This is a genomic window from Sphingomonas sp. SP3 (assembly GCF_058514305.1).
Genome location: NZ_JBZSOE010000001.1, coordinates 327565 through 343800, shown reverse-complemented (window position 1 = coordinate 343800; position 16236 = coordinate 327565). Strand labels below are relative to the sequence as shown.

At 64.2% G+C, this 16236-nt stretch carries 13 protein-coding genes; 7 read left to right on the top strand and 6 right to left on the bottom strand.

The features are described 5' to 3' along the window. Positions 1-7: 7 nt before the first annotated feature. Positions 8-1477, bottom strand: coding sequence for a leucyl aminopeptidase (locus tag AC4K8G_RS01920; RefSeq protein WP_491732494.1), 1470 nt, complete (start codon positions 1475-1477; stop codon positions 8-10). Positions 1478-1610: 133 nt separating this feature from the next. Here AC4K8G_RS01920 and AC4K8G_RS01915 point away from each other — a divergent pair, with 133 nt between their 5' ends. The 4 genes from AC4K8G_RS01915 to rsmA all read left to right on the top strand — a co-directional run bounded on the left by AC4K8G_RS01915 (position 1611) and on the right by rsmA (position 7057). Continuing rightward, a complete protein-coding gene (locus tag AC4K8G_RS01915) occupies positions 1611-3788 on the top strand; it encodes an LPS-assembly protein LptD (protein ID WP_491732493.1) in 2178 nt (725 codons plus the stop codon). A gap of 108 nt (positions 3789-3896) precedes the next feature. Next, positions 3897-5219, top strand: coding sequence for a peptidylprolyl isomerase (locus AC4K8G_RS01910; RefSeq protein ID WP_491734391.1), 1323 nt, complete (start codon positions 3897-3899; stop codon positions 5217-5219). Between the two features lie 28 nt (positions 5220-5247). Further along, positions 5248-6255 (top strand): 4-hydroxythreonine-4-phosphate dehydrogenase PdxA, encoded by a 1008-nt coding sequence (gene pdxA, locus AC4K8G_RS01905; protein ID WP_491732492.1) that lies wholly within the window; start codon positions 5248-5250, stop codon positions 6253-6255. Beyond that, positions 6224-7057 carry a 16S rRNA (adenine(1518)-N(6)/adenine(1519)-N(6))-dimethyltransferase RsmA gene (gene rsmA / locus AC4K8G_RS01900; RefSeq protein ID WP_491732491.1) on the top strand — a complete coding sequence of 278 codons (834 nt, stop codon included), beginning with the start codon at positions 6224-6226 and terminating at the stop codon, positions 7055-7057. Before pdxA ends, rsmA begins: the two co-directional genes overlap by 32 nt. 7 nt (positions 7058-7064) lie before the next feature. Here the strand turns inward: rsmA and AC4K8G_RS01895 are convergent, their stop codons facing one another. The 4 genes from AC4K8G_RS01895 to AC4K8G_RS01880 are packed head-to-tail and all read right to left on the bottom strand — an operon-like array spanning position 7065 to position 11113. Beyond that, on the bottom strand, positions 7065-7562 hold the full coding sequence (locus AC4K8G_RS01895; protein ID WP_491732490.1) for a tetratricopeptide repeat protein: 498 nt from the start codon (positions 7560-7562) through the stop codon (positions 7065-7067). Between the two features lie 26 nt (positions 7563-7588). Continuing rightward, positions 7589-8764: an RsmB/NOP family class I SAM-dependent RNA methyltransferase gene (locus tag AC4K8G_RS01890; protein WP_491732489.1), complete on the bottom strand. Its 1176-nt coding sequence runs from the start codon at positions 8762-8764 to the stop codon at positions 7589-7591. A 3-nt stretch (positions 8765-8767) separates the two neighbouring features. Continuing rightward, entirely contained in the window at positions 8768-10240 is a 1473-nt protein-coding gene (gene guaB, locus AC4K8G_RS01885; RefSeq protein WP_491732488.1) for an IMP dehydrogenase, read from the bottom strand. A 42-nt stretch (positions 10241-10282) separates the two neighbouring features. Next, a complete protein-coding gene (locus AC4K8G_RS01880) occupies positions 10283-11113 on the bottom strand; it encodes an HpcH/HpaI aldolase/citrate lyase family protein (protein WP_491732487.1) in 831 nt (276 codons plus the stop codon). A gap of 44 nt (positions 11114-11157) precedes the next feature. Here AC4K8G_RS01880 and AC4K8G_RS01875 point away from each other — a divergent pair, with 44 nt between their 5' ends. The 3 genes from AC4K8G_RS01875 to AC4K8G_RS01865 are packed head-to-tail and all read left to right on the top strand — an operon-like array spanning position 11158 to position 14432. Next, positions 11158-12123, top strand: coding sequence for an SPFH domain-containing protein (locus AC4K8G_RS01875; protein ID WP_491732486.1), 966 nt, complete (start codon positions 11158-11160; stop codon positions 12121-12123). Continuing rightward, complete coding sequence (locus tag AC4K8G_RS01870) at positions 12120-12581, top strand: NfeD family protein (protein ID WP_491732485.1); 462 nt, start codon at positions 12120-12122, stop codon at positions 12579-12581. Before AC4K8G_RS01875 ends, AC4K8G_RS01870 begins: the two co-directional genes overlap by 4 nt. Before the next feature lie 12 nt (positions 12582-12593). Then, positions 12594-14432 carry a DUF885 domain-containing protein gene (locus AC4K8G_RS01865; protein WP_491732484.1) on the top strand — a complete coding sequence of 613 codons (1839 nt, stop codon included), beginning with the start codon at positions 12594-12596 and terminating at the stop codon, positions 14430-14432. On the opposite strand, the gene AC4K8G_RS01860 is transcribed toward AC4K8G_RS01865, so the two are convergent. Further along, entirely contained in the window at positions 14429-16201 is a 1773-nt protein-coding gene (locus tag AC4K8G_RS01860; RefSeq protein WP_491732483.1) for a DUF885 domain-containing protein, read from the bottom strand. The genes AC4K8G_RS01865 and AC4K8G_RS01860 overlap by 4 nt on opposite strands. Positions 16202-16236: the final 35 nt, after the last annotated feature.

Genomic DNA, 16236 nt, shown 5'->3' with positions numbered 1-16236 from the left:
GGCCTGCTCAGGCTTCGAGCACGTCCGCGACATATTCGTCGAGCAAGCGCACGCCAAATCCCGTCGCGCCCTTGTCGTAGGTTGCGCCCGGCTTGTCCGCCCACGCCTTGCCGGCCATGTCGATGTGCGCCCACTTCACCCCATTTTCGATGAAGCGCTGGATGAACTGCGCGGCGGTGATTGATCCACCTTCGCGTGGTCCGACGTTCTTCATGTCGGCGATCGGCGAATCGATCAGCCGGTCGAACGGCTCCGCAAGCGGCATGCGCCACAATTTGTCGCCGCTTTCGTCGGCGGCGCGCTGGAGCTTGCCGGCAAGCTCGTCGCTGTTCGAAAACAGGCCGGCCCATTCGTGACCAAGGCTGATCAGGATCGCGCCGGTGAGCGTTGCAAGGTCGATAATCGTCGAGGGCTTGAAGTTGCGCTGCACGTAGGTGACCGCATCAGCCAGCACTAGGCGCCCTTCGGCGTCGGTGTTGATCACTTCGACCGTCTGGCCGGACATGGTCGTAACCACGTCGCCCGGACGCTGGGCATTGCCGTCGGGCATGTTCTCGACCAGCCCGCAGATGCCCACGATATTGGCCTTGGCCTTCCGCAAGCCGATCGCTTTCATCGCGCCGACGACAGCGCCGGCACCGCCCATGTCCCACTTCATGGCCTCCATGCCGGCAGCGCCTTTGATGGAGATGCCGCCGGTATCGAAGGTCACGCCCTTGCCAACGAAGGCAACCGGCTGGCTATCCTTGGCACCGCCATTCCACTTAAGGATCAGAAGCCTTGCCTCGCGAACCGAACCCTGGGCCACGCCAAGGAGCGCTCCCATCCCAAGTTTCTCCATCGCCTTTCGGTCGAGCACCTCGATCTGAACGCCGGAGCCTTCGAGCGACTTGGTCACGCGCTCAACGAAGCTTTCTGGGTAAATGATGTTGGCCGGCTCGGTGACCAGCTCGCGGGTCAGCGACACGCCCTCGACAACGGGAGCCCAGCGCTTGGCGTAAGCATCGCCCGCGCCAGCGCCGCCGCCAACAATTACCACTTCCTGTAGCGTCGGCTTCTGGTTGTCCTTGAGCTTCGTCCGATAGCGGTCGTAGCGCCAGGAACGAAGCGCGGCGGCAAGCCCGACACGTGCCGCGGCAGCGGCGTCGTAGCCGCGGCCGCTAATGTCGATCACCGCCTTCTTCTCGCCGGACGTAAGGAGCCGCGCGACGGCCGTGCCGCCAAGCTTCTCAGCGGAATCGGCCGGCTCGCCCGTGCCAGTCCCGACAACCACGACCCGGCGGGTCGTGCCGCCATCATCGTAGAAATGCTCCGACGCGCTCGATGCCTCGCCCTCGAACCGTTGCCGATCGAGCGCATTGGTCAGCGCCTGCTGCGGGGCACCCAGCGATGCCAGGCTGCTCCGGTCCTTGCCGGCGACAGGCAGAACGAGCGCATAGTCTCCCGCGGGCCGGCTGTCGGCGAAGCGAATTTGCATTTAGTCTTTCCTTGGAAACGGCGAACGATTGCCTGGCCCTTTAGGATGCAAGCAGCGCCTTGGCAAAGTGGCGCCAACAGACGATAGGCAGAGCCGACAAGGGACCAATCGAGCGGCAGGATACCCCAGAACGTTGCGGACGAGATTTGTCTGGTGGACTGCGCTGCCGCTCCTGCTCGGTATCCCCGCCCCACTTTTGGCCCAGGCCGAGCCGCAATCGGTCATCGGATTCAGCGCCGACCAGGTGACATACGACAGCGACAGCGACGTCGTTACCGCCACCGGCGAAGTGCGCATGAACCGCGACGGCAATTTCCTGGCTGCTCAGGAAGTCGTGTGGGATCGCAAGAGCGGGCAAGTCCACGCCAAGGGGGATGTGATCGTCCTCACTCCGGAAGGCGACAAGCTCCTTGGCCAAGATGTCGCGCTGACCGACACGCTTCGCGACGGCACGATCGACAATTTGCTGGTCGTGCTCGAAAGCGGCGGGCGGATCGCGGCAAGCCGCGGCGTTCGCAACGGCAACGTCACCACACTCGATAATGCCGTCTATTCGCCTTGCGCGGTCGTCAGTTCGTCAGGCTGCCCCAAGAAGCCGAGCTGGGCGATCACTGCCGCGCGCGTCATTGACGACCCGGCGCACGGCCGCGTCCATTTCGAAGGCGGCCGCCTGCAGTTGTTCGGAATTAACCTGCCCCTCCTTCCCGTCTTCAACATTAATCGCGGCGGGGGCGGCGCGACCGGATGGCTGGTGCCCGACATCAGCGTTTCGACGAAGAAGGGTTTCGAACTCGCCCTGCCTTACCATTGGCAACTCGGGCCCAATCGCGACGCCACAATCACGCCGCACCTGTACACCGGCGTGCTGCCGGCGATCGAAGGGAAGTATCGCGAACTGAACAGCATCGGCGCGTTCCAGATCGGCGGATTCCTGACCTACGGAACGATCGAGAACGTCAATCCGCTGGCGACGTCGACCCGCAAGGGCTTCCGTGCCTACGGCGAGGCCAACGGCAAGTTCCAGCTCGACCCGGTGTGGAGCATCACCGCCTCGCTCCGCGCCGCGAGCGACAAGACCGTCACCCGCCGCTACGACATCACCAGCGACGACAGGCTGCGTAGCGTCGTCAATGTCGAGCGGATCGATGACGATTCTTACATCTCCATCGCCGGCTGGGCGTTCCAGGGCCTGCGGGTCGACGATGTTCAGAAGCAAATTCCGATCGCGCTTCCAGCAATCGATGCCCGCTTCCGTCTCGAAGATATCGCGGGCGGCAAGGTCGAGCTCGAAGCAAACAGCCTGTCGATCATCCGGATCGAGGGCCAGGACACCCAGCGGGCCTTTGCCAGCGCGCGTTGGGACATAAGGCGGCTGACACCCTGGGGCCAGGAAGTCCTGCTGACTGCGTATGGCCGTGCCGATGTCTATCACACCGACGATGCCGAAAGCACCGTTGTGCCCATCTACCGCGGGATCGACGGATGGCACTCGCGGGTGATCGGTGCGCTCGCCGCGGACATTAAATGGCCGTTCGTCGGGCCCCTGTTTGGCGGCGTGCAGCGGGTCACCCCAAGGGTGCAGCTGGTGCTGACCCCGCCGACGCCGAACCTCGACATTCCGAATGAAGACGCGCGCGCCATCGACCTTGAAGACAGCAATCTGTTCGCGCTGAATCGCTTCCCCGGCTACGACCGCTGGGAAGATTCGTCGCGGCTCACCTACGGTCTCGATTGGTCATTCGAGCGCCCGAACCTGTCGATCACGAGCACCATCGGGCAGAGCTACAGGTTCAACAAAGCTAATGATATTTTTCCTGAAGGTACGGGACTTGCGGACCGTGTCTCAGATATCGTGGGAAGAACGAGGGTGCGCTACGGGCGGCTGATCGATATCACCCACCGCTATCGCCTGGACAAAAGCAACCTCGCGGTTCGCCGCAACGAGCTCGACCTGACAATCGGTTCCGACCAGACCTATGCCCAAATCGGTTATTTGAGGTTCAATCGCGACATCGATCCGACCATCGAGGATTTGCGCGACAAGGAAGAATTGCGGGTCGCGGGTCGAGTCCTGTTCAATCGCTATTGGTCGATCTTCGGGAGCACGATCATCGACCTCACCGACAAGAGCGAGGACCCGCTGTCCCTGGCCGACGGCTACGAGCCCGTGCGGCACCGGATCGGCATCGAATATGAAGACGATTGCCTAGAGCTTGGCCTGACGTGGCGCCGCGACTATGAGCAGATCGGCGCCTTCCGCAAGGGAAGCACCTTTGCCCTTCATTTGGCACTGAAAGGACTCGGCCGCTAAGGCTGCGTTCAGCGGGCCTGAATAAACGGCAGTCAGCGATATTGAGTTGGGGTTTCAAGGGAAAATCGGATCGTGGCAGCTTTTCGACTGAATTCAGCGCGTGTGTGGATGATCGCGGCGGCACTGGCGGCAACGGCCGGAAGCGCTGCGCTCGCGCAAGACGCGGATTCGCCTAACGACAATCTCGATACCGCCCACTCGCTCCGCCTGCCCGAAAATCCGCAGGTATTCGGCGAGGCCATTCCGTCGGTGGTGAAAGCAACGGCCATCGTTAACGGCGATGTGATCACGCAGACCGATGTCGACCAGCGCCTTGCCTGGCTCGCGATCGCTAACGGCAACGATGTTCCCAAGGATGAGGTCGATCGGCTTCGCCAGCAGGTGCTTCGCAACCTTATCGATGAGACGCTCGAGATCCAGGCGGCCAAGACCGAAGAGATCACGATCAAGCAATCAGATATCGACAAGACCGTCGCCCGTGTCGCGCAAAGCGCCAAGCAGACGCCAGAGCAGATGGCCGCGTACCTCGCCGCCAACGGCAGCTCGATCAAGACGATGCGTCGGCAGATCGAGGGCGAAATCGCCTGGCAGCGTCTCCAGCATGCCAAGATCGAAAGCGGCGTCAGCGTCGGCGACGACGAGGTCAAGGCGGTGATGGACAAGATGAGCGCGTCCAAGGGCACGGAGGAATATCGCGTCGGCGAAATCTACCTCTCATCCACGCCGGCAACCCAGTCCCAGACCCTCGATAACGCCAACAAGATCCTCGAAGCGCTCCGCAACGGCGCGTCCTTCCAGGGTTACGCGCGCCAATATTCCGAGGCCTCGACGGCGGCAGTTGGCGGCGACCTTGGCTGGGTGCGTCCCGAGCAACTGCCGGCCGCACTCGCAACCACGCTTCGCGGCATGGCACCGGGGACGGTGAGCACCCCGATCGAGGTTCCGGGCGGAGTTTCGATCATCGCGGTCCAGGACACGCGCAAGATCCTGACGGCCGATCCGCGTGATGCCGTTCTGAACCTCAAGCAGGTATCGATTGCCTTCCCCAAGGGCACCAGCAAGCAGGCCGCGGAGCCGATCGTTTCGCAGTTCGGGACGGCGGCGCGCAGCATCGGCGGCTGCGGCGGGGCCGAGAAGATTGCGGCGGAGTTCCATGGCGAGGTCGTGACCAGCGACCAGGTGAAGATGCGCGACCTGCCGCCGGCCCTCCAGCAAATGATGATGCCGATGCAGGTCGGTCAGGCGACCCAGCCCTTCGGTTCGCTCGAAGAAGGCGTCCGCGTGCTGGTGATCTGCGGCCGCGATGAGGCGAGCAGCGACCAGCCGAGCTTCGACGACATCTACAATTCGCTCAACGAGGAGCGGGTCAACACCCGCGCCCGGCGCTACCTTCGCGACCTTCGTCGCGACGCGGTGATCGAATACCGCTAGTCGCCTTTATCGGTTAAGGGCGGCGATCGTGGCAGGCGCTCCCCCCTCCCCGCTAGCGGTTTCGCTTGGCGATCCGGCCGGAATCGGCCCGGAAGTGATCGCCAAATGCTGGGACAATCGCGTCGAGTTTGGCCTTCCCCCGTTCGTGGCGATCGGCGACGGCCAATCGATCGCGGCGATTTGGGATGGACCGATCGAGGTCGTCGACGACCCTAGCCAGGCCGATGCCGCCTTCGATTACGCGCTCCCGCTAATCCAGGTCCCGTCCGCAAGCCCGGACTTGCCGGGCCACCCCAGCGTCGCCGGCGCGCATTGTTCGCTCGACGCGCTCGAGCTTGCGGTGGGCCTTGCGCGGTCGGGTTCGGCGGCCGCGGTCGTCACCGGTCCGGTGTCGAAGGAGCAGCTCTACGGAATCGGCTTCCAGCATCCTGGCCAGACTGAATTCGTGGCCGAGCGCTGCGGGGTATCGCCCGGCAATGTCGCGATGATGCTCGCCGGCCCGAGTTTGCGGACCATTCCGGTGACCACGCACCTCCCGCTTCGCCGCGTTTCGGAAGCGTTGACCAGCGCGCTGATCGAATCGCGCGGACGGGCGGCGCTGCGCGGCCTTCAGCGCCAGTTCGGGATTGCCGAGCCGAGGCTCGCGGTGTCCGGGCTTAACCCACACGCCGGCGAAAGCGGCGAGATGGGGCGCGAGGAACTGGAGATCATCGAACCGGCGATCGCTGCGCTCGCTGCCGAAGGCTGGCGGGTCACGGGTCCCCACCCCGCCGACACCATGTTCCACGACCGCGCGCGCGCCAATTACGATGCAGCGCTGTGCATGTATCACGACCAGGCACTCATCCCGATCAAGGCCCTGCACTTCGAGGATGCGGTCAATGTGACGCTCGGCCTGCCGATCGTCCGAACTGCGCCGGACCATGGCACCGCGTTCGACATCGCCGGCCAGGACCGCGCGGACCCTCGCCCGATGGCTGCCGCGTTGAAGATGGCGGCCGAAAATGCAGTTATGCGTGCCGACGCCGCCGCCTGAACCGCTGCGCGAGGTTATCGCGCGGCATGGCCTTAGCGCCAGCAAGTCGCTTGGCCAGAACTTCATCCTCGACCGGCAATTGCTCGCACGGGTCGCTACAATCCCCGGCGATCTCCATGGTGAGCGAGTCTACGAGGTCGGGCCGGGTCCCGGCGGCCTGACGCGAGCGCTACTCGAGGCTGGCGCAACCGTCACCGCGGTCGAGCGGGACCGCCGCTGCATCCCGGCGCTGGCCGAGCTCCAGCAAGAATATTCAGGCCGGCTGGAAGTCATGGAGGCCGACGCGCTGAAGATCGACGAGCCTTCGCTGGTCGGCGCGGGGGCGCATGTCGTCGCCAACCTGCCGTACAACATTGGTACCGTGCTGCTGCTCAGATGGTTGGGGACCGATTGGACGCCGTGGTGGAAGTCACTGACCCTGATGTTCCAGAAAGAGGTCGCGGAGCGCATCGTCGCCTCTCCGGGCAGCGACGCTTACGGCCGCCTGTCCGTCGCCGCCCAGTGGCGGTCCGACCCAAAGATTGCGATGACGGTCAACCGCTCGGCATTCGTTCCACCGCCGAAAGTGACATCGGCGGTGGTGCACATTGTGCCAGCGGAGCAGCCCGGCGGCGTCAGTCCGCGGGTACTGGAGAAATTGACCGAAGCCGCTTTCGGTCAACGCCGCAAGATGCTGCGCTCGAGCCTGAAGCAGGTGCCCGGCGCGCTCGACGCTGCATCGGCGCTGGGCATCGATTCGGAGAGGCGTGCTGAGACGCTCGCCGTAGAAGAATGGATTAAGCTCGCCAAACGGCTGAGCTAGCGCTGAGTTAGTTTTTCTTGGTGTCGTCCGGCTTGGTCGCCGCCGTAGCAACAGTCGGGCCGCGCGTGATCGCCGCCGACAGCTGCGCAATCTGCGGGCAACCCTTGGTGCAGATCGACTGTAGCTTCTGGAGGTTTGCCTGCGCGCGGGCGGTGGCGCCCATCTCGACCATGGCCTCGCCCTGGACGGCAATCGCGTCAGGGTCGTTAGGCTCAAGCATCAGCGCCTTGTTGGTCATGCGGATGGCCTTGCCGAACAAATGCTGCTTCTCCGCGACGCGCGCCAAATCGACGAATGCCCAGCGGTTGCGGGGATCGACCGCCAGCGAGGTTTCCAGCGCGTCCTCGGCCTGGTCGAGCTTGCCGGCACCGAGCAACGCTTTGCCCTGGCGCTGGAGGTCGACCGATTTGGGCGCAATCTGGTCGTCGGCGCGTTGGGCCGCGAGCGGTGCGGCCAATGCAAAGCTCGCAAAACCGATTAGCACGAGACGGGGCAAGGAACGCATCAATCTCTCCACTTCCTGTCGGCCGACTAGCATGGACGCTGAAGTCGCGCGACGAAAAAGCCATCGGTGCCGTCGTGGCCGGGCGTCAGTAGCCGGCCGGCACCATCCAAACGTCCAGCGGGCATGGCCGTTTCGTCCATAATCCACGATGAACGGGATGAGAGAAAGTCCGCCATCTGCCCTGCCCCTTCACGGGACAGGAGGGAGCAGACCGCGTAAACGAGGCGCCCACCGGGCTGAACCAACTCGGCTGCAATGTAGAGCAGGCGCCGTTGCTGCATAATGAGGCGGTCGAGAAGCCTGGGCGTCAGCCGCCAACGCCCTTCGGGATTGCGCCGCCATGTTCCGCTGCCCGAACAAGGCGCGTCCACCAGCACGAGATCCGCCTTCCCACGCCAATCTTCCAGCTGGGCGAGTTCATTGGGTGGGTTGAGGAGGCGTGTCTCAATCGTGGCTCGGGCGCGCTCGGCACGCGGCGCAAGCTTGGAAAGGCGAGCCCGATTGCTATCCGTCGCAAGGATTCTGGCGCCCGGCGCGGCTGCCGCGAGTGCAAGCGCCTTGCCCCCTGCCCCCGCGCACAGGTCGAGGAGGCCTTCACCATCCGTCGGCGTGCAGGCGGTCGCAATCAGCTGGCTGCCCTCGTCCTGGATCTCCACCCGGCCGTCGAGAAAGGCAGGATGGTCATCGACCTTGCTATCGGGCGGAAGCCGAAGCCCCCACGGACTGTGCGGAGTCGGTGTCGCTTCGGGAAACTGCTCGATGATCTCGTCACGGCTCGTGCGCGCCGCATTGACCCTGAGGTCGAGCGGGGCACGCTCCAGCAAAGCTGGCCACTCGTCAGCTACCACGAGCGGCGAAAGCTCCGGCATTAGCCAATCCGGAACGGCGCCGGCCGTTGCGATTGGTTCGCCTTCGGACATCGCTTCAGGGCCCCGGGGCTGTCCAAGCAAGTCGCGAGAGCTAGGCTCGTCCTCGATCACGCCCAACATGGCGGCGCGCCCGCTCGAAGGCATTTCAGCCGATCGACGAATGGCGCGGAACACCAGCTCCCGGACCGCGCGACGATCCTTGGATCCGGCGTAACGGCGTGTCTTAAAGTAGCGGGTGACGATTGCGTCCGCGGGGGGCCCATCGTTCCTGGCCGACGCAATTACCTCGTCCAGCACTTCAAGAGCCGCTTGCAGGCGGGCGGCGGGGGTCATGGCCTAGCGCGTCGGATAATTTGGCGCCTCACGGGTGATGGTGACGTCGTGCACATGGCTTTCCGACAGCCCGGCATTGGTGATCCGGACGAACCGGGCCCGCTTCTGCAGGTCGGCGATGCTCGACGAGCCCGTATAGCCCATCGCCGCCTTCACCCCGCCAACCAGCTGGTGGATGATGTCGCGGACCGGGCCCTTGTAGGGCACCTGGCCTTCGATACCTTCGGGAACGAGCTTCAGATGGTCCTTGATGTCCTGCTGGAAGTAGCGATCAGCCGAGCCGCGCGCCATGGCGCCAACCGAGCCCATGCCGCGGTACGATTTGTAGCTTCGCCCCTGGTAGAGGAAGATTTCGCCAGGCGCTTCCTCGGTGCCGGCGAGCAGCGACCCGACCATCACCGTCGATGCGCCGGCGGCCAGTGCCTTGGCGATGTCGCCGCTGGTGCGAATGCCGCCGTCGGCAATGATCGGTACGCCATTGGCCGCGCGCGCGGCGTCCATCACCGCGGTGAGCTGTGGCACGCCCACGCCCGCGACAATGCGCGTGGTGCAGATCGACCCCGGGCCAATGCCGACCTTGATCGCGTCCGCGCCCGCGTCGACCAGCGCCTTGGCGGCGTCGGCAGTCGCGACGTTTCCGGCGACAACCTGGACCGAGTTGGACAGGCTTTTCACCCGTTCGACCGCCTTGGCCACGTCGATGTTGTGGCCGTGGGCGGTGTCGATGACGATGCAGTCGCAGCCCGCCTCGATCAGCGCCTCGGAACGCTCAAACCCCTTGTCGCCCACGGTGGTGGCAGCGGCGACGCGAAGGCGGCCTTCCGAATCCTTGGTAGCGAACGGCGCGGCGACGGATTTCTCGATATCCTTGACGGTGATCAGGCCGACGCAATGGTGGGATTCGTCGACGACCAGCAATTTCTCGATCCGCCGCTGGTGAAGGATCCGTCGTGCCTCTTCCTGGCTGGTGCCGATGGGGACGGTGGCGAGATTGTCGCGGGTCATCAGCTCGCTGACCTTCTGGTTCGGGCTTTCGGCGAACCGCACGTCACGATTGGTGAGGATGCCGGCGAGCTTGCCCGACCTCTCGACGATCGGAATGCCGCTGATGCGATTGCTCTTCATCAACTCGAGCGCTTCGGCCAGCGTCTGGTCGGGCGCCATGGTGATCGGGTTGACCACCATGCCGCTCTCGAAGCGCTTGACCTGGCGAATAGCCGTTGCCTGCTCTTCGATGCCAAGATTGCGGTGGAGCACCCCGATGCCGCCGAGTTGCGCGAGCGCAATCGCCATGTCGGCTTCGGTCACCGTGTCCATCGCCGATGACAGGATCGGGATGTTCAGCGGGATTTCGCGCGTCAGGAAGGTCTTGGTTTCAGCCTGGCTCGGGAGCACGCTCGATTCGAGCGGCTGCAGCAGGACGTCGTCGAACGTCAGTCCAAGCGGAATGTCAGTGGTAGCGTTGAGTTGGGCCATATCGGCCCATGACAGCCGAGGCGCGCTTTGCCAAGGGGGCGACTAGCGCGCCGCCCGCGCAAGCACCCGCTGCGCCGCTTCGAAGTGCATCCGCTCGATCATCTCGTTGTCGAAGCGCTCGGCCCCGCCATCGAAGGCTTCGACCAGGCGCTGCGCGCGCTCGATCTCGGCATCGCTTGGGGCGAACGCCCGGTGGCAGGAGTCGATCTGATTGGGGTGGATGAGGCTTTTGCCATCGAAGCCCAAGCGTCGGCCATCCGCGGCTTCGGCGCTGAACCCGTCTGCTTCGTCGAGGCTGTTGAATACGCCATCGAACGCGGCGACCCCGGCGGCGCGGGCCGACAGAACGATCCATTGCAGCGAGGCCGAAATCGGCTCCCGCGTCGCGTCGAGCGGTAGATGAAGGTCGGCGCGAAGGTCGTTGGTGCCGGCGATCAGCGCCGCCGCTTCCCTGGCGATTTCCGGCGCGCCAATCACGCCCGCGGCGGTCTCGATCATCGCCAGCACCGGCTTGCCGGCAGCCTCACGAACGCCGCGGACCAGGTGTGCTGACACGGCCCGCGGGATGACCACAAAGTTCGCACTCGAGCGGGCGACGGCGTCGAGGTCGAGCGAATGCCACTCCGACCCTACCGAGTTCACGCGGATCGCGACCGGCATCCGCCACGCCTCCGCGGTCGCCTCGACAGCTGCACTCCGCGCTTCGGCTTTGTCGTCAGGCTTCACCGCATCTTCGAGGTCGAGCACGACCAAGTCCGCCGCCGAGCCACGCGCCTTCGCGATGGCCCGCGGATTGGACGCGGGCAGGAACAGCACCGACCGTACGGCGAACAGGTCGAAGTCCTTGTCGGTTTTCGCTTCCGCTATGGCCATGGCCGTCGCATCATGCCCCGGAAAGTGCACATCGGGGAAGACATATGCTGATGAGTTTCATGACCGCGGTCGCGGTCCTGGTATTGTTCATTGTGCTGATGGGCGTGAAGATCGTCCGCCAGGGCTATCAATATACGATCGAGCATTTCGGCCGCTTTGTCCGCGTGGCGGGCCCCGGCTTCAACTATGTGACGCCGTTCTTTTACCGCGTCGGCCGCCGCATCAACATGATGGAGCAGGTTCTCGACATTCCCGGCCAGGAGATCATCACCAAGGACAATGCGATGGTCGCCGTGGACGGCGTCGTCTTCTTCCAGGTGCTCGACGCGGCCAAGGCGGCTTATGAAGTGAGCGATCTCTACACCGCGATCATGGCGCTCTCGACGACCAACCTGCGCACCGTGATGGGGTCGATGGACTTGGATGAGACCCTGTCGAAGCGCGACGAGATCAACACCCGGCTGCTGGCAGTGGTCGACAACGCGACCGAGAATTGGGGCGTGAAGATCACGCGCGTCGAGCTTCGCGACATTCGCCCGCCGCAGGACATCGTCAACGCCATGACGAGGCAGATGAAGGCCGAGCGCGAGAAGCGCGCCGTCATCCTGGAGGCGGAGGGCATGCGTCAGTCCGCAATCCTCAAGGCGGAAGGCGAGAAGCAGTCGGCGATCCTCGAGGCGGAAGGTGGACGCGAAGCTGCGTTCCGTGAAGCCGAAGCGCGCGAGCGCTCCGCCCAGGCCGAAGCGACCGCCACCAAGGCGGTCAGCGACGCGATTGAATCGGGCAGCGCCCAGGCGATCAACTATTTCGTCGCGCAGAAATATGTCGAGGCGATTGCGCAATTCGCGCGCTCCCCGAACGCCAAGACGATCCTGTTCCCGATCGAAGCGACCCAATTGATCGGGACGCTGGGCGGAATTGGCGAGATCGCGAAAGAATTCCTGGCCGACAAGCCGGTCCCGCAGATCAAGGGCAAAGGCGTGCCGAGCGTTTCGGAAAGCAAGGCATGAGCGGAATCGATGTCGATCCCGCCTGGCTGTGGCTGATCGGCGGCGTGCTGCTGCTGATCGCCGAGGTCATCGCGCCCGGCTTCAGCCTCATGTTCATCGGCGCGGCGGGCATCGCCACGGGCCTGATCGCAGTGGCGCTGGGTCTTTCGGTACCGTTTCAGCTCGCGCTGTTCGCGGTGCTTGCGCTTTTAGCGGTCCGGGTCGGTGGACGCCGCTTTTATGCGGCACGATACGACTACACGTCCGATCCGTTACTCAATGATCGCGCCGGCCGCCTGCTCGGCAAGATCGTCGTGGTCGTCGCACCGGTCGACGCCCATGGCGGACGGGTCAAGGTCGGCGACAGCGAGTGGTCGGCCCGTGGCGGCCCTGCGGCCGTCGGCGACCGCGTCCGCGTGGTCGATATTGACGGCAATTGCCTGAAGGTCGAACCGCCCCACACCCTTCCCCAGCCCTAATCGAGGTATCGCGTGATCAATCCCGAGCTCAGCCGCCGGCAGGCGCTTGGCGGCATTGCCGCTGCAGGCGCCCTGCCGCTTCTTTCCAGCCCGGCGCTGGCCCAGGCGGCCGACACCGCCGCGGAAGCGCAGGCAAAGGCGCTGCTCGATTCGGTCGCCGAGAATTTGCTTCGCCTGTACCCCGAGCAGGCGACGCAGCTCGGCATCGACAAGGGCGACCGCACGGCTTTGAAATCGCAGCTGACCGACCGATCGGGCATCGGCATCCAGCGGATTGCGCAAACCGTCCGCGCCGACCTCGCCCGCGTGAATGCGGTCGACGTCACGCCGCTTTCGCACTCGACCAAGACCAGCATCGAAGTCGTGCGTTCGGCGTACACAAGCGCGCTCGAAGGCTTCATGCTGCCCTATGGCGATGCACCGGTGACCGGAGACAGCTGGCGCAAGACGCCGTACGTCGTGCTCCAGAATACCGGCGCCTATCTCGATGTACCGAAGTTCCTCGACAGCGATCATGTGATCGAGACCGCAGCGGACGCCGAAGCCTATCTCGCCCGCCTTGCAGATTATCCTAAGCAACTCGACAATGAGCTCGGGCGGGTCATCGCCTATCGCTACAAGGGGCTGATCCCGCCGGCATTCCTGATCGACACCGCGCTCGGCACGCTGAAGCAATCCGCCGACGGCGCGCGGCGCGGTGGCGGGCTGGTCGAATCGATCGAGCGGCGGACGCGCGAGAAGAAGATCGCCGGCAACTGGGCGGAGCGCGCCCGCGCCATCGCCGAGAAGGATGTTGCGCCGGCGCTCGACCGTCAGCTGGCCGAGCTTAAGCTCCAGCGCGGCCTCGCGACCAACGAGGCCGGGATGTGGGCGCGGCCCAATGGCGAGGAATATTACCAATGGGCGCTCCGTGCGCAAACGACGACCAGCAAGTCGCCGGACGAGGTGCACCAGATCGGCCTCGACACCCTGAAATTGCTGCACGCGCAGATGGACGCGATCCTCAAGCGCATTGGCTACACCAAGGGAACCGTGGGCGAGCGGATGAAGGCGCTGTCGAAGGACCCCCGCTACAAATTTCCGGACAATGACGAAGGGCGGGCGCAGGTCATCGCCTTTGCCCGCCAGCGGATCGAGATGATCCGTGCCAAGATGCCGCAAGCATTCAACACTCTGGTTCGCGGCAATGTTGAAGTGAAGCGACTACCGCTTGAAGAAGAGCCGGGTGCGGCCGGGGCCTACGGAGGGGCGGGGTCGATCGACGGTAGTGTCCCGGGCAAGTTCTGGATCAACCTCAAGCCAGGGTTCGAGCATCGCCGCTACAATCTGCCGACGCTCGCCCATCACGAGGCGATCCCGGGCCACGTGTGGCAGGGCGAATACGCGAACAAGCTGCCGCTCATCCGCACGCTACTCTCCTTCAACGCCTATTCGGAAGGCTGGGCGCTCTACGCGGAGCAACTCGCCGACGAACTGGGCTCGTACGAGGGCGATGAAGTCGGGCGGCTCGGATATCTCGACGACATCGCGTTCCGCGCAATCCGGCTGGTGGTCGACACCGGCCTTCACGCCAAGCGCTGGACGCGCGAACAGGCGCGGCAGTTCTTCGACGAACAAGCCGGTGATCCCAATGCGAGCGAAGTCGACCGCTATTGCAGCTGGCCGGGCCAGGCCTGCGGCTATGAAATGGGCCATCAGGAGATCAATCGTCAGCGCGATCGGGCCAAGGTGACGCTGGGCGCCCGCTACGACCTCAAGTCATTCGACGACGCGGTTGTCCTTGGCGGCAACGTGCCGATGGACGTGCTCGCCAAGAACGTCGACGACTATATCGCGCGGGCGAAAGCCTAGCTCGTCTTCGCGGGCTTCGCTGCCTCCCTGGCGATCCACGCGTGGATACGGTCTTCGAGCACGTTCAGCGGCACCGATCCCAATGCCAGTATCGTGTCGTGGAAGCCGCGTTCGTCGAACTTGGGCCCGAGCTTGGCTTCCGCTTCCGAGCGGAGCCGGCGGATGGTCAGCTCACCGATCTTGTAGGCGAGCGCCTGGCCCGGCCAGCTGATGTAGCGATCGACCTCGGTTTCGACCTCGTGCTGCGACAGCGCCGTATGCGCCGCGAGATAGTCGATAGCCTGCTGGCGCGACCAGCCGTAGCGGTGCAGGCCGGTGTCGATGACGAGCCTTGCTGCGCGCCACATCTCATAGCTTTGAGCGCCGAACCGCTCATAAGGCGTACGGTAAATGCCGAGCTCGTAACCGAGCCATTCGCTGTAGAGCCCCCAGCCCTCTCCGGTGCTTGAGAAATAGGCGTTGCGGCGGAAGCGCGGCAGCGCCTTCTGCTCTGCCTGGATGCCTAGTTGGAGGCTGTGGCCCGGCGCGCATTCGTGAAGCGTCAGCGCCGGAATATTGTACAGCGGGCGCGTCGGCAGATTGTAGGTGTTCATCGTGCAATCGAGGTTCGGCCCGACGGCGCCGCGACCTGACGTGTAAAAGGGCGCGATCGAGTCCGCCACGGGATAAAGCCCGAAGCGGCGCTGCGGGAGCTTTCCGATGATCGTGCCGATCTTCCCGTCGACGCGTTTCAGGGCGTAGGCCGAGACCCCCATGAGCTCGTCCGGCGTTTTCGCGTAGAATTGCGGGTCGGTCTTCAGGAACTTCAGGAAGTCGGGGAACGAACCCTTGAACCCCGCCTCCGCCATCGTCTTGTGCATATCGGCATCGATCCGCGTGACCTCGCTGAGACCCAGCTTGTGGATCTCCTCGGGTGTCATCTCCGTCGTCGTAAATTCCCGGATCTGCGAGCGGTAGAAAGCGTCGCCGTCGGGTAAATCATGGGCCGAAACGTTTGTCCGGGTCTTCGGGAGATATTCATCGCGATAGAAAGCAAGCAGCTTCTGGTATGCGGGAATAACCTGCTGCTTGATCGCCGCCACGCCTTCGTCGCGGAGTGCCATCTGCTCCGCCCCCGGAATGATCGCAGGCATTTTCTGGAACGTGGCGAAGAACGGGTTCTTCGTCACGTCGCGTTCGGTGAAAGGGGTGATCGACGCATCGCGGCCATCGAGGGTCGCGCGCGGAACGCTGAAGCCGCGTGCCAGCCCGGCGCGCATGTTGGCGATTTCCTCGTCGAAGAAGCGCGGAATATCGCGCATCCGGCCGATGTAGCGGCGGTATTCCGCTTCACTCCCGAGCGAGTCTGAATCGAGATAGGTCCAGAAGGAGCTGTCGCTGTTGAAGGGCATCTCCCAGGTCCGGAAGCGGAGCTCGGTCAGCGCATTTTCCAGAACGGTGCGAAAGACCTCTGCGTTGACCTTTTGATCGGCGGATAATTGACTCAGCGGTACGGCGTTAAGTTGCCTCAAAACCCCCTCGACGTGACTTTTGCGGCGAAGCTGCGAGGCCTCGTCCACGCGCGCTAAATGGTCCGCCGGCTGGAGCGCGCCCTTCTCATCCCAATATTGCGCAGTCTCCTTGGCGTCCCAATCGGCATAGGCGTCGTACAGGGCCCTGAGCCTGGAATCGGCTGTCGCGCGATGGTGGGCGGAAGGCACCGCCTGAGCGGAAACTGTTGGCAAAACGATCGACAGCAAGGCTGCGGCTGAGAGAAGCAATCTGCGCATGGCGAAGAACTAGCGCCGGGCGCGCGGGAGGCAAT